Consider the following 19,192-nt stretch of genomic DNA (forward strand, 5'->3'; position numbering starts at 1 on the left):
TTGCCTCGTGACGCTCCCGGCGTTACGATTTCCCCATCATGGCCCTGCTCTCTCGAGCGGGGCTTTTTCGTTTCTGCTTCTCTGAGAACCCCATGCCCGTACTCGATATCGTCACCATGCGAGGGACTATGCCGCGCGTGGAGCCACACCTTCTGTCTGATGAGGTCGCGGTCATTGCGCGTGACTGTCATTTTGACCATGGGGTCATATCCCCGCTTGAAGACGACATCAGCGCAGGCACCGAATTGCCTGTCGTGCCCAGCACTATTTTTCGATATGGCCAGCACTGGTTTGCCTGGAACAAGGTTGTGGAGGCCATCCGCTCCCCGGTCGCCCAGGATCCCTATGGCCGGGTTTATTACACGGATGGTGAATACCCCAAGGTGACCCATGCCCAAATCGCCACTGGCGGCGCAAACAAGCCGACAGCATGGTATCGCCTTGGCGTGCCGGCACCGGGCGTGCCTGTCGGGATAGGGGCTGTTACTCCACCGATGGGTGGGACAGATGACGATCTCACTGATGATGAAACCCGCTACTACGTGGACACCTATGTGACCGCCATGGGGGAGGAGGGGGCACCAGGCCCGGTAAGTGGCAAGGTCACCATCCCTATTCCCGGCTCGACCGTCAACCTCGTGCTTTCTGCGCCGCAGTCCCAAGACAGCAACATTACGAAGCGCCGTATTTATCGCTCAGTATCAGGTGGCGGGCTGGCCGATTATCTGCTGGTTGCAGAGTTGCCGATCGCGCAGGCGGCTTTTGCTGATAACCGTGCAGACGCGCAGCTTGGTCCGGTTCTGGAGACCTATGGCTACACGCCTCCGCCTGCTTCGCTGCGTGGGTTATGCCAGATGGCGAACGGCATGTGCGCCGGCATTGCGGGCAACTCTCTCTATTTGTGCGAACCCTACTTACCCTATGCCTGGCCAGAGAAGTACCGCCTCACCACTGAGCATGACATTGTTGCGATCGCAGCCATCGACACCACTCTGGTCATCGGCACCAAGGGGTACCCGTATCTGGCACAGGGGGTCAGCCCGGCATCCGTGACCACCCAGAAGCTGAGCCAACTGCCGCAAGCGTGTATCAGCGCGCGCTCGATGGTGGCGATGGATGGGGTGGTGCTCTATGCCTCCCCAGATGGACTGGTAGGCATCGGTGCAAATGGCGGTCAGGTGGTGACCGAACAGATCATCACTCGGAATCAGTGGCGCGCCATGAAACCTGAGACCATGCGGGCATGGCACCACGAAGGCAAGTATGTGGCCATGACGGATACCCATGGACTGATTTTTGATCCGAAAAGCGGCGACCTTCGAGAGCTGACGAATCGGTGGGATGCGGCTGTATCCGATATGGAGAGTGATTCTCTGTTCGTAACCAAGGGGCGTCACCTGCACATCTGGCGGGGAGGTAACGCCAGCAATGGTCAGTTTATCTGGCGGTCGAAGCTCTTCATGGTGCCAGAAGGTACCTCATTCAGTTGCTGCCGTGTGCTGGCAGACGAGATCGACCTGGTCGGGATCCGGCTATTTGTGGACGCAGAGATCGTGATGGAGCTCCCCCCTGGAAACCTGGTCGCAGGGGCATTTCGGTTGCCACCAGTTCGCGGCCGACGCTGGCAGGTAGAGGTCTTCGGAACCTCGTTGGTAAGCCGCATCACTTTGGCGAGCAGCATGATGGAGATGGTGAACTGATGTCGAAGAAGCCTGCATATCGTGCTGGCCGGGATCAGGCCGCCACATCAGAAAACGTAGAGCTGCTGACGGGCCAGCGTGGGGATCGCCTGGATAAGGCGGTCACCTATCGGGAACTGGCTGCTCTGGGATTGTCCACCCTGCGCCAAGGGGCTGGCGGTGTGTTTGTCCCGGGCAAGAACCCGGACCTTTTCCCGCCCGGTCAGATGGAGTTTCCCCACGCTCCAGTCAATGTGATCGCGAATGGCGCGTTTCATACGGTATTAGTGGAATGGGATCCGCCGAAGTATCGAGGGCATGCTCATGCCGAGATCTGGCGAGCAGAGGTGAACAATCAGTCCGATGCCGTTCTGGTGGGCACGACTTCCGCCAATCTCTTTTCGGATGCGATAGGGAAAGGGGCCAAGTTTTATTACTGGGTGCGCTTCGTCAATGGCGCTGATGACAAGGGGCCATTCCAGGGTGTGAATGGTGTTGTAGCCGAAACCAGTCGGGATGTGCAGGACATTCTGGATGAGTTGCAGGGGAAGATTGAGGGTAGCCATCTTGCCCAAGAGCTCCTGAAACCGATCCAGGATGTTCCCCAGCTCACAGCGATGATCAACGAGACCAAGGCCAACTTGGCTCAGCTGGACGCCAGAGAAAAGCAGGTGAATGACCTGCTCAATTCCGCACAAGCACAGCTCGGTGACAACTACATCAATGTCACGCTCATTCAAGAGCAACTTCGCAAGAAAATTGAGAAGTACAATCTCGATTTTGAGAGCTTCCGTGACGCCGTGTTCAGCGTTGACCCCGGCACCGGGGAGATCACGATGGAGGCCATCAATGCGGTTCGCTCCGAGTTGGGCGCTCAGATTTCGACAGTGAGCCAGCACCTCGATGCTGTGGAGGCCATTGTTGAAACATGCGTAACCAGAGCGGAGATTGGCGCTGAGTTCGAGCGAATCACCTCCGTTGAGCAGCAGATCGACGGCATCAATGGCGCACTCTCTCAGACGGCTACCAAGTCGGAAGTCACAGCGGTGGGGGCGCAAGCTACCCAGGTGGGGCTGGAGCTGAATGCCGTCAAGGGCACGCTGAGCCAGAAGGCAGCCCAGAGCGCGGTGGATGCCCAGGGGCAGCGCCTGACGGCTGCTGAGCAGCAGCTCAGTGCCAACACCAACGCTACATCAGCCAACGCCCAGCGCATCGAGCAGGTAAAGGCGGAGCTGCAACAGGCCGACGCGACGATCAGTGCCTCTGTGATTGACCTAGCGCAAGCCGTTGCCAGCACGACTGGCGCGCAGGCCCAGCGCCTGCAAGCGCTGGAGGTGCTGACCGGCGGACACTCTGCGGCCATCACTGAGTTGCAGCAGGTGGTGACCAGTGACGGGCAATCACTGGCGAGCAAATTCGAGAACCTGAGTGCCAGCGTGGATCTTGCTGCTGAAGCCGAAATTGTGGGGACACTGGGGGCTGCCACCGAAGCGAACCGACAGCGCCAAGCAACCGGTGAAATCCGGCGAGAGCAGAAAGTGCTGAGCGGTCAGCAGGAGGCCATGGCCACTACGATCGAGCAGTTGGGAGCGACCTTCCAGGCGGAGTCTGCTGACCTTCGTGGGCAAATCCTCAGCGAGCAGACGGTGCGGGCCTCGGAAACGGAGGCGTTATCTCAGCGCATTACGGTAAACGAAACCAGCTTCAACGCAGCAGACCGCGCTCTCGAGGCGAGTATTGCAGAAGTTGCCAGGACTGCTGCGAACGCGACCGAGTCAACGGCAAACCAGATCCAGCAAATCACTACTGAATTTCAGGCCGCAGACCAACAGCTCTCAAGCCAAATCACTGCAGAGTCAGAGGCCAGAGCGAATGCAATCAGTGCAATGAGCAGCCAGATCGACACTGTGTCGGCGGTGGCCGGCAGCAAGAATAAAACCCACTTTCAAGCCACGGCACCCAGTTCCGGCATGGGGACTGGCGACTTGTGGTTCGATACTGCCAACAACAACAGGCCGTACCGTTACAGTGGTACGGCCTGGGTCGCCACTGACGACCCACGGATCGCCGCCAACGCCGCAGCCGTTCAACTCCAGAGCCAGGCCATTGCCGACTTGCAAAATGGTGCACAGGCCATGTGGACAGCGAAAGCCAATGCCGGTCAGATCTCTTCGGGGATCGGGTTGATTGCCAAGTCTGATGGCACGAGCCAGGTGGCTATCTCTGCTTCCCAGGTGTTCGTATTCAACCCGAATAGCTCAACGCCCATGGCGCCGCTGTTTGCCATCGACAATGGCCAGGCGGTCATTGCAGAGGCCATCATCCGCAAGGCCACTATCCAGATCCTGACGTCCGAGAAAATCACGGCGGACTACATCAAAGCAGGGGTCAGCATGTCGGCGCCTGCGATCTCGGGCGGTTCCATCGATATGGGCAATGCCTTCCTGTCTGGTGGGGCAGCAGGGTTCGGTAAAGGCGGGCCTTATGCCAGTTGGGGATTCGGCTGGTACACGATGATCTATGCGGACGGCAGCATCTATACCAATCGACTTCGTGCAGAAGGCGGTTATGTGAAGAACATGACCATGAACAACTGCACGATTGCTGCCGATTGCGTGGTCCTGGGGACGTTGGAAGCGGATCGGATTGTGGGTGATATCACAAGGATGATCAGGGCGCCAGGTAACTTCTCTTTGGCAGGTTACAAGCGAGCCAGAAACATGGTCTGTATCAAACCACTCACAGGTCTCGCAGAGGTTTCCGGAGCCGGCACGATAGGGCTTATATTGTTGTGCAAGCTCAACGGCACTGAAGTAGCCAGGGCTACGTCCACAGCCTCGTTCCCTGTGGGTACGAATAGAGCGCCAATGAGTGTGACCTTCCAAGATGCTTTTGTGATCCCCGCTGGGACTGCGACCGTCAACATTACCTTCGAAGTGGTGGCCTATCCTGGGTCATCTATCCAGAACCAGCGCCTTATCGGGGAGAGCCTATGGCTGATGGGTCTATGGTGAGGGCTGCTTTGAACCGCATCGCCAGGGATACCGGGAGTCCTAATCTCCCTCTCGAACTACAAGACGCCATCCGAAACCGGATGGCGTTTTTGTTTGTGCGTGGCGATGACGGGTTTGTGCTTAAGCCACAGGTAGAAGATGGCGTGATCGGTGTCCTGGTCTGGGCGGGGTGGGGGGATGGCGGGGCGCCTGAGCGGCACCTGCCGGAAGTGAAGCGTCTGGCGCGTCTGATTGGGGCACGCTGGCTGCGCTTCCACTCGGCGCGTATGGGGTGGCTCAAGGTCGCACCAAGAATGGGATGGGTTCGTCAGCCGGATGATGCTGACGGGTTCTATGTGTTTCAGATCAACCTGTGAGGGGTAGGTGATGGGGAAGGGCGGTTCGAACGAAATCAAGGAGACCGAGGCTCAGAGGGCTGCGGCCGGTGTAGCGATGGAACAGTGGGAGCTCTACAAGAACGACCTGCAGCAGTACGAGGACTATTTCATCGAGAAGGTGGATGACCTCAACGGTGAGGGGAAGTACGACAAACTGGCAGGCACGGCAGCGCTTGGCACTGCTCAATCCTTTGGTGAGGCGCGCGCCGGGCTGGCTGACTCCATGGCGGCCAGTGGAGTAGATCCAACCAGCGGCAGGTACCAGGAGGCTATGGAAGGTCTTGCAACCGACCAGGCATTGAGCCAGACCGATACCGCCAACCGAGCGCAGTCCAGCCAGCAGGACAAGCATGTGGCTGGGCTCAAGGATGTTGTGAGTATTGGCGCGGGGCAGAAGGCTGAATCTATGGCTGGTATGGGGGATGTGGCCACAACCAGCTTGCGCAAGGCAACCAGTGACGCACAGAGCTCTTACCAAAGCCAGCAGGCGACAGCTGGCTTGGTGGGGACTCTGGCAGGAGCTGCCACCTCGTATGGGCTGGCCAGCCTGAAAGCGCCGGCGGCAACGGAGATCAAGAAAATCAGCCCGACTGCATCAGTGCTGCAGGGCAAGGGTTACTAAGGGGGTTCCATGGGTTACGCCGCAGACACTTACGCCAAAATCACCCGAGAGCAGTACCAGGACTGGAAGACACGCTTCTACCCCAAGCAGCAGGAGCTGATGGAGTTGGCCACTAACGGCCAGTTACTGCGGGAGCAACTGGGACGGGTGGATGAGAACAACGCCAACGCGCTCCGCTCAGCTCGGCAGGCTACGGCCAACCGCAATGCGCGAATGGGGCTGGGTACCAGTAGCAATGCCAACGATAACAGCCAGGGGCTGCGGATGGCGCTGATGACGGCGGGTACCGAGAACGGCCTTCGTGAACAGGAGCAGACCCGACAAATGGGGATCCTGACCGGCGCGGATGCGGGGCTGCGTGAGGCAATCAAAACCGGAGGGGGTGTGTGATGGGGTACGGCATTTTGGATATCGGCGGCCAGACACGCCAGCAAGGTCTGGCGGGGTTGCGCGATGCTGCCAACCGAGAGTCGGAGATGGAGGCTACCAATAAGAGTCTCAAGACCGCTCGCAAAGGGCAAACCCTGAGCACAATCGGTACCGGCGCATCGATGGGCGCCGTGTTGGGCATGGCAGGTTCACTCGGTGGCCCTCTGGGCGCACTGGCAGGTGCTGGGGTTGGGTTTCTGGCAGACAGCTTGTTTTAAGGGGGCATGATGAGCGTATCGGGATTGGCGGAAGGTTTTCTGGCTGGCTTCAACACCATGGACCGCTACCAGCGGGGCCAGAAAGAAGATGAGCGGATGGAGAGGTCCATGGGCCTGCGAGATGCCATGTGGCAGAACGAACAGGACCGGCAGAAAGTGGCAGATGAGCGCTACCAGAGCGAGCTGGAGTACGGCAAGGGGCGCGACAAGCTGGCAGATGCAAGGTATGACAGGCAGCTTGCCCTCACCGAGCGGCAGATGAAGGCGTCCGAGGCGAGAGCCGGTGCTGCTGAACGGCGTGCAGTGGCACAGGAAGCTCGGCAGCAGCAGGAGTATGAGTGGCAAAAAGACCTGCGAGACAAGCAAGTGTTCCAACAGGAGAACCTGCCGATTATCCAGTCTGGCTGGCAGGCTGTGACCGAAGGCAAAGACCCGGGCCAGCAATTCTGGAGCGTGGTGCGCGACCCGCGCGCAGGCTCATTCAATCCGGAGCGCTATCTGCAGCAGGACTACGCCGAGGCTGGCAAGACTTTTGTCACCTATGCGGGCAACTTGGTGCGCCAGGCGCAGGAAGGAAAACTGGATCCAACTACGCCCGAGGGGCACGCTGCCGTCAATAACCCTGACTTCATCAAGGCGGCCGGCACCCTCTATCAGGATGAGGTCAGCAAAGGTGTGGGCGACATCGATCCGGAAAGCGGCAAGACCATCACCGGCAAGCAGTTGAACAACATCATGATCACCCCGGACGGGCGTGGCGTGGTATTGGGAGTGGAAGTCACCTATGACGATGGCAGCAAGGCCGTGCGTCCTGTCACCAACAACCGCACTTCTTCGCCCGATGATCACCCCAAGGTCATCCCCATCAACGACTTCTTGAAGCCTGCCTACCAGCGGGCGGCACTGGCCAAGCACATGATTGGCAATGCCGAGCAACTGCGGGTTTCCCTGGGGTTGTCGGCTGGTCCGGATGACGCTGGATTCAAGAAGGCTGTCACCGAGCTGGAGAAGCAGCACGGCCAGAACAAGGCGCGCATATCTGCCAGCAATGCAGAGGATAAGGACCTACAACAGGAGGCTCTGGATGCCCAGTTTGAGCGGAGCAAGGCCTCACTGGCGGACACCTACGGCAAGACCCGCATTGCCGAAGCGCCCAGGCAGGAGGCCCCCATCAAGGAGTGGACTGGCGGCGATCCCGAGCGCCTGCAGTTCGTGAAGGAGGCCAACCAACATGGCAAACTGAGTAGTCTGCTGGATTCCCCGGCCAGGATGAACACGGCCTTTGAGCTATGGCGCCAGCAGGCAGCCAAGCAGAGGCAGGCTGAGCAGGCGGCGGTCACAGCTAATCGACTGCGAGACACCGAAGCCAACGCCTATCAGGCGATGGGCCTGGCTCAGGCAAGGAAGTGAATAGCAAAATATAGGCCCTATTAGGGCCTATATTACGTGTCTTTTTTACCGAAATAGAAACCCAATACAAGGGTAACTATCGATGGCACTGCCGTTTTAGTGATATCCAATATGGTATTTACTACAGCAACAAGCTCTTTATTCTCAGGGTTTGAGTCAACAAAGTTGTAGCTACAAGTGAATACTATTATCACAAGGACAAATAGCGCCCCTAAGATGTACTTTGCAAAAAGTAACCGCTCTTTTTCGTTAACCGCGCCAGAATCTTTATCTTCATAGTCTGATAAATTGAAATCCTGACGTGGTTCCATGTCTCTAGACATAAGTTATAGTGCCCCTTTACACGCCTACAACTCGGCCTATGGCACGCAAGTGATCATCTTCTTCTTTCACAATGCCAAGTGAGTTTCCTTTGGCGGCCTCTTTTTCTGCAAGTGCAAGCAGCGCAAAGGCCCTGCGGGCAGCTTCAGCCCTGCTGATGTGATGGCGACTGGCAAAGTCATCAAGTTCGCTCACTACTTTGTCAGAGATTTCAACTGTATATCGCGGCATATCAACCTCCATTAACTTTAGACACCGCACGACGTCAAATTGACGTCATATCGACATCAATGTGATGATAATCTAATGCGCGCGTGGTGTACAACCAGAGCGAAACTCGCTCAGCTATTGTTAAAGGCGCCCCCCAGCGTTAGCATCTCTCCATCGTCGGTCAGTCTGCATGCTGATCGCCCCATCTCAAAAGCCCCGATCGGTTCGCCGCTCGGGGCTTTTCTTTTGCTCGAAATCCGAGGACACCATGGACAAACCTGGACTGCGTGACGCCCTGCCACAACCGCGACAATCTGACACTCGTAATGACCCCTTCTGGAGCTCGCTCGATAGCAGCCTGTCTGCCGCAGCGGCTGCAACACCCCAGCCAGCCGAGCCTGTAGCCAAACGTGATCTTGATGTCGGCCTGGGCGATGTCGCCCGCGGGGTGGGCGCTGGCGCACTTGATCTGGTGGGCGGCATTGGTGAGCTGGCACGGCAGGCAAGCAACTTCGGCAAAGAGAATGCCGGGAAGCAGGGGGGCGACTACCTGGAACAGGCTCGTGCCAATATGGCCAACAAGCTGAGCCCGGTGCTGGATGTGGTCGCAGGTGCAGGTGATCTGGCCGCGTCTGGGGCGGAATCTCTGAATGATGGGATGAGTGCAGACGCCAAGGCGGCACTGGGACGCCGACTGGTCGATGAAACGCCAGAAGGCCGGCTGACCCTGGGGGATGGCGCAGGGGATATCGATGTCTGGGCGATGAAAATGGCGCAGGGCGTGGGCTCTTTGCTGCCGACACTCGCTGCTGGCGGGGTGACTGGGGTGGCCGCCAAAGCCTCTATCGGCCGCGCTGTCACTGCATCCATGGTCAAGCGTGGCGCGACCCAGGAGGTAGCCGAAGCGGTCGCCGCCAAGGCAGTATCCAAAATTGCCACCGGCGCCGCTGTGACCACTGGGGCGACCGGATCGGTGGGAAGTGCTGGGGTGAACACCCGCGACACTGTGCTGGGAATGAGCTTTGACGAGCTGGCGGGCAGCGATACCTTCCGCCAGTCGTTTACTCGCATCGACCAGGATCAGCAGACCGCCCATCTCTCTGATGAGGAAAAGTTGGGGCTGGCCCGGGAGGAAACGGCCAACTTGGCCAGCCGCGCCACCATGAGTGATGCCAAGGTGTGGGGAGCTGCCGCCATGGGCTCCATGATGGGCGACGCCATGCTGTTCAAGATGCTCGCTGGCAAGGCAGCAGCAGGTGGTGTGCTGAAAGGAGCAGGCAAGGGGGCGGTAGGTGAGGGGGTTGGTGAGACCCTGGAAGAGGGAGTCCAACAGTACGCCATCAACGAATCGTTGAATGAAGTGGCCGCCGCCGAGATCGACCCGATGAAGGGGGTGGTGTCGAGCGCGATCGAGGGTGGTCTGATCGGTATGGGCACTGGCGGTGCGGTGGGGGCTGTCGGTGGAGCACGAGGCGGCAAGCATGCCAGCGCAGAGGAGGGGGGCGGGGCCGATCCGGTTTCAGAGCCTGCCGCGCCGATGACGGAGGACGCTGCTGACCTGGCAGTGGATCCGGTCTCTGCATTCGGTCCACAGGAGGGTGGCGAGCAGGCGCCCTCCGCCACACAGGCTGAGGGAGATCTGAACCCGCTCGGTCCCAGCGGCAGCCAGTTTGACGAGCTGCGTGATGTTCCCGCCTATCTGCGTCAAGATGATACCGCTGATCGTTTCAAGGGGATGGCGCAGGATAGCGACGTTCAGCGAGCCTTGGCCGGTGAATACGGTCGGTCGGTGCAGGATCTGGTCACGGCCCAGATGCAGGCTGGCGACCAGGGCAAGAGCCTTTATGAACTCGCCCAGGCTGGGGATCTCGGGGTTGACCCCTTCGCTGGCAACAAGAGCGCCCTGCAGGTGGCGGTAGAGGGCCAGCGTCCGGCGCTGCCACTCAAGGATGTGATCTTCGCCGGCGATGCGAATGCCAAACCCGCGGGGGAGGCTGTGGCAGCTCCTGGGGATCATGATGACCAACAGGCAGGCCCTGGCCCGCAATTCCGAGGCGGTGAGCGCACCCGGTGGCAGAGCGGACAGGAGGGGGAGCTGCTCCCGTCCGAGCCGGTTGCGGAGCAAGTCCGAACCGCGCTTCCTGGGGCGGTCATTGAGGGGGAGGGGCGCGAGGTCGGTTCCGAGCTCCCGCACCGCGATGTGGTCTACGGCGCCGATAACCGCCAGCCAGATGCAACGTCGATCAAAGATGATGTGCCTGCCAGCGCGGGTACTGACACCATTTTTGGCCCACTCAAGACCCTTCGCATTACCCGCAAAGGCAAGCCGTTCGCCAGCGAGAAAGAGGCCGCCATGGCCAGCCGCAAGGGCAAGGAAACCCCGGTTCCCCTCAAGAGTGGTGGTTTCGGCGTGGCAGAGATTGCCGAGATAGAGCAGGTGAGGGCCGAACAGCCCACCCCCAGCCAGCCCCAACAACTCGCACCGGCCGTCGATACCGGCTACCGCGATGTTATCCCTTCCAGCGAACAATCCGAGGTGACCCATGGCCAGCCTACCCCGATACCTGCAATCAGCAGTGAGCGACCAGGTGATCAGCCTGGCGCAGGCGATCCGGTTGCAACAGGTGTTGGACAAACCCCTGCCGAACTCGCGGAGCGAGCTGGACCCGGAGATCCGGCAGATGGCGCTTCTCTTGCACCTGTACCTGTCACCCAACCAGGAGAGGAAAATTCACTGACAGCCCCGGCACCTGCCGGGGTTGCTGTATCTGAAGAGGTGCAACCTGAGCAAGCTCGCACGACTGCCGGGTCAGCGGCGGCGCCGACACCCTGGTCGGAGATGATTGATAACCCTGATGGCACCATCACCCTGAAAGGCGAAGTGCCGATCATCAAGCAGTGGGCCAAGGATAACGGCGTGAAGGCGATCCCGGGTAAGGGTGGCCTAGTAGTGTCCACGACATCGGTGGCGAAGGTGCGACAACACACCACCTCTGTTACCAGTGAACCGGTGCGGCAGATTGAAGCGGCCCGCGCCGAGGTTGCGCCGGAGCCCACCGAGGCGCAGAAGGAGGCGGGGAACTACAAGAAGGGTCACCTCACGCTTCAAGGGTTGGACATTGCGCTCGAGAACCCCAAAGGCTCCACCAGATCCGGTACCGATCAGGATGGCAGGGCGTGGCAGTCAACCATGGCTCATGACTATGGGTACATCAAGCGCACCCTGGGGGCTGATGGCGATCATGTCGATGTGTTCATCGGCGATAAGCCGGAAAGCGAGATGGTCTACGTGGTGGACCAGGTGGACCCCAAAACCGGAAAGTTTGACGAGCACAAGGTGATGATGGGGTTCGCCGACGAGCAGGCCGCCAGGGCTGGCTACCTTGGCAATTACGAGGAGGGCTGGAAAGGCCTGGGTGCCATCAAGGCGATGTCGGTGGATGCGTTCAAGCGCTGGGTGAAGGGAGGGGATACGAGGTCCCCTATTGCTGCTCAGCCTGTTGCTGGCACCGTGAACTCTGTTCGTTTCTCCAAGCAGGCGATGGCCCAGGGCGACAAGCCAATCAAGCACTTGACACGGAAGGAGGCTGAGCTGGTTTCCCGTGGCTGGTTCAAACAGTACCGAGGGGCGAGTGGTATCAAGGTGCAGATCCACGCCACCCAAGGGGAGCTTGAGGGGGCCCTGGGACTGGAAGCCAAGGAGGGGCTTATCCGGAGAGCGGCGTTTGACGACGATGCCGGCACCTTGCACGTAGCTGCGGACACTATTTCCGACCCCAAGCGGATGCGCGAGATACTGCGCCATGAGGTGCTGGCCCATTATGGCCTGGCCAACGTCCTGGGTGACGGGGAATACACCAAGTTGATGAGCCGCCTCATCCAGTCCCAGAAGGACCCCAGCATGAAGCCGGTGTGGGACTGGGTGAACACCCATTACGCCGATGAGGACATCGGCACCCAAGCCGAGGAAGTGGTGGCTCATCTCGCAGAATTTGAGCAGGGGGCCTGGGGCCGTGGCTGGGATCGGGTTGTGGCCTGGGTGACACGGGCGCTGCGCACCGTTGGTTTCGTGCCGGATGGCATCACTGCTGCTGAGACCCGTTCCCTTATCGAAGGACTGGGTAAGCAGTTGCAGCGAACTGGACAGGATGACGGAGGCTCTGGCGGCAAGAAATTTAGCCAAGAGGAGAAACCTGGTGAGGATACATTCAAACCATATCCTGGGGAGGCGGAGGAATATCGTCGGCAACTAGGCAAGATGATGGCGTCACCAAAAAGCGGGGAATTGGTTATCGAAATGGGACGCACCCCGCTCGTGCTTCAAGCCGTTGGCGCGCCCGACCTGCCGCTACGGATTACCCGGGACATTGTTCGTAAAGCCACAAACGGGGTCAAACATGATGTCCCCATGCCCGTGATTGAACAATTGCCTGAGCTACTGCATGATCCGATTGCAGTATTCGATTCCAAAACAGAGCAGGGCGCAAAGACTATCTTGATCGATGCCCGTGATGCGTCTGGTCGCCCGATTATTACGGCAGTCCATTTGAACGCCAAAGCGGGACGTATTGATGTCAACCGCATTGCCAGCGTCTACGGGAAGGACAATAGCCATCGCGTGCTGATGGGCTGGGTAGAAGAGGGATTGCTTAGATATGCCAAAGAAAAACAAAACCCGCTCGGTACGACCCAAGGGCTCCAATTGCCCAAGCGTGGTTCACCAGAACGGGTTTATGACTCAAATATACTCTCCAGAGGAGACCTTGCCAAGGATGCTGACAAAGCCCGAGATAGAGTCACTGCGGCAGGACATGCGGCGCCGTCACGAAGCGAACAAGAAAGCGCTCGAGACGATGGACCTTTCCCACCTGATGGTCTGAAGTTCAGTCAAACCAATTCCGCGGCCGACGAAGCGCTGCAAAAGCTCAATTTGGGCCCCAAACCCGACATCATCGACAAGACCAAGGCCAGTCTGAGCAAGCTCCGTCAAGTTGACCGAGGCGTGGTCAGCTCATGGTTCGATCGCGTCATCAAGAAAGCCAACACCGAGGTGCTCGACGCGCTGGCCCCCATCAAGTACGCCGAGGAGGCTGCCGGCATTACCGATGCTGCTGACTCCGGCTATGTGGCTGCACGGATGGCGACTGGCTTAGCCTCTACGATGCAGGCGACCATGCTTTACGGTTTGCCGGAGTGGAAGGATGGGGTGATCCAGCGCAAGGCGGGCACCGGCGAGAAGGATGCGCTGCTGGGAATCTTTGCCGACCTGGGAGCTGACCTGCACAACTGGCTGGGCTGGATGGCCGGCCACCAGGCCGAGCTGTTGCTGGCCCAAGGGCGTGAGAACCTTCTCGACGCCCAGGACATCGCTGCCCTCAAGGCTCAAGGTAAAGGCAAAGAGGCCAAGTTTCTTGACGCCAAAGCGCGCTGGAATCGGCTCAATGCCGCCACTCTGGACCTGGCACAAGACGCTGGGCTCTTCACCAAAGAGGCCCGGGTGGAGTTCGAAAGCGAGTGGTATATCCCCTTCTTCCGTGAATCCGACGATGGCGATGTGATCGCTCCCTTCAAACCGAGGGGCATTGCCAACCAGAACGCCGGTATCAAGAAGCTCAAGGGGGGCGATGCCAACACCAACGACCTACTCGAGAACATCTTCACCTCCACCTCCAAGCTGATCGACGCCTCCATGAAGAACATGGCGGCCCAGAAGACGATTTGGAACCTGGCTGACACCGGCATCATCGAGGTCATCACGAAGCCAAACAAGATGGATTACCAGGCCCTTGCCAATGGCAAAGACAGGATCATAGTCAAGCTGGAGGGGGAGGACTACATGATCCGGGTTGAGGATCCGGACCTCTATCGCGCTATGACCTTCTTCGACCGCAAGCCGTTCGGCGCCATGGTCAATGTGGCGGCCAAGGCCAAGCGCCTGCTGACTGCTGGGGTCACGGCATCTCCCGAATTCATGCTGCGCAACTTCCTGCGCGACTCCCTCTCCAGCTGGGCCATCAGCAAGGATGGCTTCAAGCCGATGATTGATTCCATCAAGGGGGTGAGGAAAACCTGGCGCATGGACGGCAGCACCATTGACGTGATGTTCAGCGGAGCCTCCTTCCTGGGCGGCTATGTGAATGGCAATGACCCAGAGGCGATGGCCGATACCGTGCGTAAGTCGCTGCGACGCAAGGGGATGACCCCGGAGCAAATCGCCCGATACGAGAAGAGCATCATCCGCAATGCGGCGCATGCCAAGGGCGTGGTGGCAGACGCATGGGAGAAATACAGCAGGGTGGGTGAGGCGGTTGAAAACGGGAACCGTGAAGCTGTATATGACGCTGCCATCAAGGCCGGGAAGAGCCACGCCCAGGCGGCGTTCGAGTCGAAGGACCTTATGGATTTCTCCATGCTGGGTGCCTCACGCACCATGCAGGTCATGACCCAGGTGCTGCCGTTCTTCAATGCCCGGGTGCAGGGCCTTGGCAAGCTGACCCGCGAGCTGCGAGACAACCCGAGAGCCATCGCCAAACGCGCAGGCATGATCACGGCAGCGAGCATGGCGCTATTGGCCCACAACTGGGACGATGAGCGCTATGAAGGGTTGCCGGACTGGGATAAAGACGCCAACTGGCACTTCTGGCTTGGTGATCACCATTGGCGGATCCCCAAGCCGTTCGAGATTGGCGTGCTGTTCGGTACCATCCCCGAGCGCATGGCCCGGGCCCTGGGTGACAAGGATACCGGAGCACAGTTCGGGAAGGCGGTGGCCAGGGCGATAGGTGATACCTTCGCCCTCAACCCAACCCCCCAGCTCGTCAAGCCGATGGTAGAGGCTGCCTTTAACTATGACAGCTTCCGAGGTGGCCCCATCGACGGTCCGCAAGACCTGAACGTCCAGGCAGAGGCACGCTACAACGAGCAGACCAGCCTGCTGATGCGCGAGCTGGGGGAGCTCACTGGCTTCTCGCCGAAGCAGCTTGAGCACCTGGTTATCGGTTATACCGGCACCATGGGTAGCTATGTGATGGCTGCCGCTGACGGTCTGATCCGAGCCTCTCGACCGGGTGAGTCCGCGAGCTGGAGGGCCGACGAGATCCCATTGGTGAAAGCGGTGTACCGCGGCACTGGCCCTGCAAAGTCCACGCAGCACATGGAGGAGTTCTACCGGATGCTGAACGAGGTGAACCAGCTCAAGCGCACCGTTGACCAGTACCGCAGTGAGGGGCTCACAGATAAGGCCCGCGAGCTGCTGGAGGAGCAGGGTGGGATCTTGAAGGCGCGCCGCAGCCTGAGCCGCACTCAGCAGCAGGTCCGGGTGGTGCGCAACAAGATCGAGCTGATCCAGCGCGACCGCACACTGACCGCAGAAGAGAAGCGCCGGCGCATCGATGAGATGCTGGCCCGCCGTAATGACCTGGTGTATCTGGCAGTAAACAAAAATCGTTTGCTTTGGGGGAAATAATAGATTTGACTTCTCAGAAGTAGATGACATTTATCTGGAGCCGTAATGGATTACGTTAATCATTGGAATGAATTGTTTTACATATATAAGCAGTGCAGTCGCATTGGTTTGTTGCAGCGTAATGGGAACTCCATGTGGTATATATCAGGCATGACATTTTATGCAGTAATGTCATTTTGTGTCTTTTGGGTAACTTATGAGAGCGCATACAACTTAGTGGCAACTATTTTCTCTGAATTTACACTCGCTTTGCTTGTAGGCTATATCCTTTCTTGGAAGAATGGCAGGGAGGTTAGAGAGTGTTCAATGTTGCCCGCATCTGAAAGAGAGTTGTATGCACGCTATCGTATGTTCAGATCGGATTTTAAAGAGAATAGCGTGCTGTCTAACCTTCCTATAAAAGACCTACTGGAATGGAATGATGCTAGATTTAAAAAAATTGATGTATCCAGTGTTTTTCATAATCCAATCTTCATATTGTTTTTATCTACAATTGCATCATTGGTTGTATCTACGGAGATAGTCAAAAGTAATGGCGACTTTGTTTTTTCCCTTGTAGTTTTCTTCTTGGGTGGGGTAGTGCCACTACTTTGGCTGATGCAAGACTACTTGCACTCAGAAAAAAGAAAATATTTCAATATTTGCAAATTTCTAAAGTGGATAGAGATTGAGAGTGAAGTTGATGGCAGCAAGGCGGTCCAGAAATCCGGCCCTGGTTTCGTCACAGATATTGGAGGTAAAATTAGGTCTTTCTCTAGAAGGAAAAGACCATGTGGATACTGCTTGCGCTGATAATGATGGTAGTGGCGCTGAAAGCTTTTAGTTTCAGCTTCACCCTAGCACTTATTCCTTTTGCAGCAGGATGCTGGTGTTTCAGCAAATCCAGCCGGAGCGATCTGGATGACTTTATGGCATTCAGCTTTTTTATTGCTCTGGTTGGATTTGCATTGAATGTGTTGATATCAGTTTGGTGAATAGCTAGTAGCAGCCATATTCATTACAGGTCTGACTGAAAGCATTGCCATCACTATCTATACCGTTGATGATGGTTGAATTTCCAACTCTTGTAGCAGTGCTGTTCCAAGAATTACCATCAGCATCCTGGCCGGTGGTATAGGTACTATTGCCAAGTCGCTGGCTCTGCTGATTCCAGCTTGATCCCGTGCTGGGGTTCTGTCCGTTGACATAAGTAGAGTTGCCAAATTTCTGAACTGTATATGTATTCCCGCTATCGTCATAGCAGGTCTTAAAGTTACCAGTTCCAATGCAGTCTGCTGATACTGAACCAGACAAAAGCACCAGCGCTGCGATGAATGCTACACGCATCAAGATTCTCCTTCTCTATCTGCAAAATTCAAATGCTGCATCGTTTGAGGCTGTGCGTCAGTGATTGCGATCACATCAGCTCTTCTTGTTAATCATTTCCTGTCTGATGTAGTCAAGCACGTCCTGTTTTTCCTCGCGTCGAACGTAAGGGGTGTCGCGAGGATCATCTTTGTCGATCTCATGGGCTGTGAGGACAATGTCGAGTGGCAGTGAAAGTGCAGATCGCCATGCAGCCAGAGCAAGAACGCTGCGCCTGGAGGCAGGCAATCACGAGTTGGAGCGGATCGCTGTGGCCGAAGGTTTACTGAATCTGACCGAGGCTGCCAAGGCGTTGCAGTAACAGCCGAGGAAGTTCAACCAGCACCTCTGCAGCCAGCGCTGGATCTACAAGCGTGCCGTTGGCAAGCAGTGACCAAGACTAAGTGCAGCAGGGGCTGCTTGAGCACAAGGTGACGATGGTGCCCTTGGCTGATGGCGGTGAGCGCCTTTGTGAGCAGGTTCGCATCACCCCGAAGGGGCTTACGAAGTTAGCCCAGCAGTTCAGTGTAGGAGGTGTGCAATGAGTGCCGCCCAACTACAGGTTGAGTTGAATGCACTGCTGGGGGAGTTGGAGGTTATCGATCTCTGTCCCCAGGAGCGCAGGGCTCTTGTTGACAGGATACTGCGTCTGATTCCTGACCTAGCTGAATGATACTGATGGGGCTATGGCCCCATTTTTAATACCCAAATCAGTCCAAAAATGATAAATTCAAGAAATGTACTGTATGGGTATACAGTATTTCACAGTCGAGAGACTGGGAGAGCTAGGAGGAAATCGGATGGAATCACTGCTAAGCGAACTGGAAGAGTTTGTTGAGACGCTGGACCTGGCGCCTGAGGAGGAGAGCAAGATCGCGCGCATTCTGGAAAAACTTCGCGATGAAGCCACCGTGTCAGCGTGATGCGGAAGGATTCGGATTGGCCCGCCACTGCGCGGGCTTTTCTATGCCTGCGTGATACGAGATTCTTAGGTAATTTCTTGGGGCATTTTTGGGGCATTTTTGGGGCAAAAAGAGGGGTAAAATACGGGGAAATGCGGTGTTTGATGGGATACATCCGAGGCAATAAAACTGGCCTCAAGCCTTATGCCAAGCGGCTTGGCAATGGATCCTGATAGAAATCAATCATTCCTTTGCCGATAATCCGGGGTCATAATATCGCAAACTGCACTTTCTCTGTAGCAAGGCCTGAGTAATGAAGTTATTTGTTAGAGATTTGACTGTGATCGATTCCAGCTATTTATGCGAGCGCCGCGGCATGGTGGGCGAGAGCTGGCTGGTGGACATCGAGATGAGTGGCGAGCTCAACGAGATGAGCATGTTGCTGGACTTCGGTCGGGTGAAGAAGCTCATCAAGTCGATCATCGATGAAGAGGTGGATCACAAGCTGCTGGTGCCGACGGAATGTCCCCTGGTCCATGTCCACGCGCTGGAGAACGACGAGAGCACCGTGGATCTGCTGCGCCCGGGTCGCGCCATCCACCTGCGCTGCCCGACCCAGGGTTTTGCCTTCATTCCCGCCCCCCAGGTGGATAAAGAGTCGGTGACCCGCTATCTGCTGGGGGTACTGGCCAAGCGCCTGCCCGGCAACATCAAGGATCTCTCCCTGACGTTGCGCCAGGAGCGCATCGAGGGCGCCTTCTACCACTACAGCCACGGCCTCAAGAAGCACGACGGCAACTGCCAGCGCATCGCCCACGGCCACCGCTCTCCCGTCGAGATCCTGGTGGACGGGGAGCGTGACGAGGAGCTGGAGTTCAACTGGGCCGAGCGCTGGGCCGACATCTACCTGGGCACTGAAGAGGACAGGGCGGCCCTTGGCGAACTCGCCCTGAGCGAGCGGGCCGAGGCGTCACTGAAAGAAGGGGACGCTCACTACATCGGCTTCAAGTATGTGGCGCCCCAGGGGCTGTTCCAGCTCGCCATGCCAGCGGCGGAGGTGGAGATGATCGACACCGACACCACCATCGAGCTGCTGGCCCACTACATCGCCCGCGAGGTGAAGAAGCAGGTAGGGGACAAGTTCGTCAAGATTGTCGCCTATGAAGGGGTCGGCAAGGGAGCCATCGCCTACGCCTGATCC

The 19,192-nt window shown here is 57.6% G+C and carries 15 protein-coding genes; 12 read left to right on the forward strand and 3 right to left on the reverse strand.

What is annotated here, in order from left to right; translation table 11 throughout:
* Window positions 1-38 precede the first annotated feature (38 nt).
* The 7 genes from ACVDHI_RS04730 (at window position 39) to ACVDHI_RS04760 (ending at window position 7,749) form a co-directional block, all read left to right on the forward strand.
* Window positions 39-1,700, forward strand: a complete 1,662-nt coding sequence (locus ACVDHI_RS04730) for a hypothetical protein (RefSeq protein ID WP_447211765.1) — start codon at window positions 39-41, stop codon at window positions 1,698-1,700.
* A complete protein-coding gene (locus tag ACVDHI_RS04735) occupies window positions 1,700-4,693 on the forward strand; it encodes a phage tail tip fiber protein (RefSeq protein WP_447211766.1) in 2,994 nt (997 codons plus the stop codon). Before ACVDHI_RS04730 ends, ACVDHI_RS04735 begins: the two co-directional genes overlap by 1 nt.
* A gap of 80 nt (window positions 4,694-4,773) precedes the next feature.
* Window positions 4,774-5,049, forward strand: coding sequence for a hypothetical protein (locus tag ACVDHI_RS04740; RefSeq protein WP_447211767.1), 276 nt, complete (start codon window positions 4,774-4,776; stop codon window positions 5,047-5,049).
* Window positions 5,050-5,125: 76 nt separating this feature from the next.
* The gene (locus tag ACVDHI_RS04745; RefSeq protein ID WP_323931826.1) at window positions 5,126-5,692 is read left to right on the forward strand and encodes a hypothetical protein; all 567 of its coding nucleotides are present in this window, start codon (window positions 5,126-5,128) and stop codon (window positions 5,690-5,692) included.
* 9 nt (window positions 5,693-5,701) lie between these two features.
* Window positions 5,702-6,082 carry a hypothetical protein gene (locus ACVDHI_RS04750; RefSeq protein ID WP_324046026.1) on the forward strand — a complete coding sequence of 127 codons (381 nt, stop codon included), beginning with the start codon at window positions 5,702-5,704 and terminating at the stop codon, window positions 6,080-6,082.
* On the forward strand, window positions 6,082-6,339 hold the full coding sequence (locus tag ACVDHI_RS04755) for a hypothetical protein (RefSeq protein WP_045525832.1): 258 nt from the start codon (window positions 6,082-6,084) through the stop codon (window positions 6,337-6,339). The genes ACVDHI_RS04750 and ACVDHI_RS04755 overlap by 1 nt, the downstream gene beginning before the upstream one ends.
* A 9-nt stretch (window positions 6,340-6,348) precedes the next feature.
* Window positions 6,349-7,749 carry a hypothetical protein gene (locus ACVDHI_RS04760; protein WP_447211768.1) on the forward strand — a complete coding sequence of 467 codons (1,401 nt, stop codon included), beginning with the start codon at window positions 6,349-6,351 and terminating at the stop codon, window positions 7,747-7,749.
* A 32-nt stretch (window positions 7,750-7,781) separates the two neighbouring features.
* Here ACVDHI_RS04760 and ACVDHI_RS04765 read toward each other — a convergent pair whose 3' ends face one another.
* Together ACVDHI_RS04765 and ACVDHI_RS04770 are read right to left on the reverse strand one after the other, a co-directional pair.
* Entirely contained in the window at window positions 7,782-8,072 is a 291-nt protein-coding gene (locus ACVDHI_RS04765) for a hypothetical protein (RefSeq protein WP_328222389.1), read from the reverse strand.
* A gap of 16 nt (window positions 8,073-8,088) precedes the next feature.
* Entirely contained in the window at window positions 8,089-8,301 is a 213-nt protein-coding gene (locus ACVDHI_RS04770; protein WP_328222391.1) for a hypothetical protein, read from the reverse strand.
* A gap of 247 nt (window positions 8,302-8,548) precedes the next feature.
* Between ACVDHI_RS04770 and ACVDHI_RS04775 the strand changes: the two genes are divergently transcribed.
* The 3 genes from ACVDHI_RS04775 to ACVDHI_RS04785 are packed head-to-tail and all read left to right on the forward strand — an operon-like array spanning window position 8,549 to window position 16,719.
* Complete coding sequence (locus tag ACVDHI_RS04775; RefSeq protein WP_447211769.1) at window positions 8,549-15,745, forward strand: LPD38 domain-containing protein; 7,197 nt, start codon at window positions 8,549-8,551, stop codon at window positions 15,743-15,745.
* A 45-nt stretch (window positions 15,746-15,790) separates the two neighbouring features.
* The gene (locus ACVDHI_RS04780) at window positions 15,791-16,537 is read left to right on the forward strand and encodes a hypothetical protein (RefSeq protein ID WP_447211770.1); all 747 of its coding nucleotides are present in this window, start codon (window positions 15,791-15,793) and stop codon (window positions 16,535-16,537) included.
* Window positions 16,516-16,719, forward strand: a complete 204-nt coding sequence (locus ACVDHI_RS04785; protein WP_221366580.1) for a hypothetical protein — start codon at window positions 16,516-16,518, stop codon at window positions 16,717-16,719. The genes ACVDHI_RS04780 and ACVDHI_RS04785 overlap by 22 nt, the downstream gene beginning before the upstream one ends.
* Window positions 16,720-16,723: 4 nt before the next feature.
* Here ACVDHI_RS04785 and ACVDHI_RS04790 read toward each other — a convergent pair whose 3' ends face one another.
* Window positions 16,724-17,071 carry a hypothetical protein gene (locus ACVDHI_RS04790; protein WP_447211771.1) on the reverse strand — a complete coding sequence of 116 codons (348 nt, stop codon included), beginning with the start codon at window positions 17,069-17,071 and terminating at the stop codon, window positions 16,724-16,726.
* Between the two features lie 818 nt (window positions 17,072-17,889).
* Between ACVDHI_RS04790 and ACVDHI_RS04795 the strand changes: the two genes are divergently transcribed.
* On the forward strand, window positions 17,890-18,012 hold the full coding sequence (locus ACVDHI_RS04795) for a hypothetical protein (RefSeq protein ID WP_258039730.1): 123 nt from the start codon (window positions 17,890-17,892) through the stop codon (window positions 18,010-18,012).
* A gap of 292 nt (window positions 18,013-18,304) precedes the next feature.
* Window positions 18,305-19,189, forward strand: a complete 885-nt coding sequence (locus ACVDHI_RS04800) for a 6-carboxytetrahydropterin synthase (RefSeq protein WP_041215417.1) — start codon at window positions 18,305-18,307, stop codon at window positions 19,187-19,189.
* The last annotated feature ends 3 nt before the right edge of the window (window positions 19,190-19,192 follow it).

Source organism: Aeromonas sp. 25-248 (assembly GCF_053005425.1).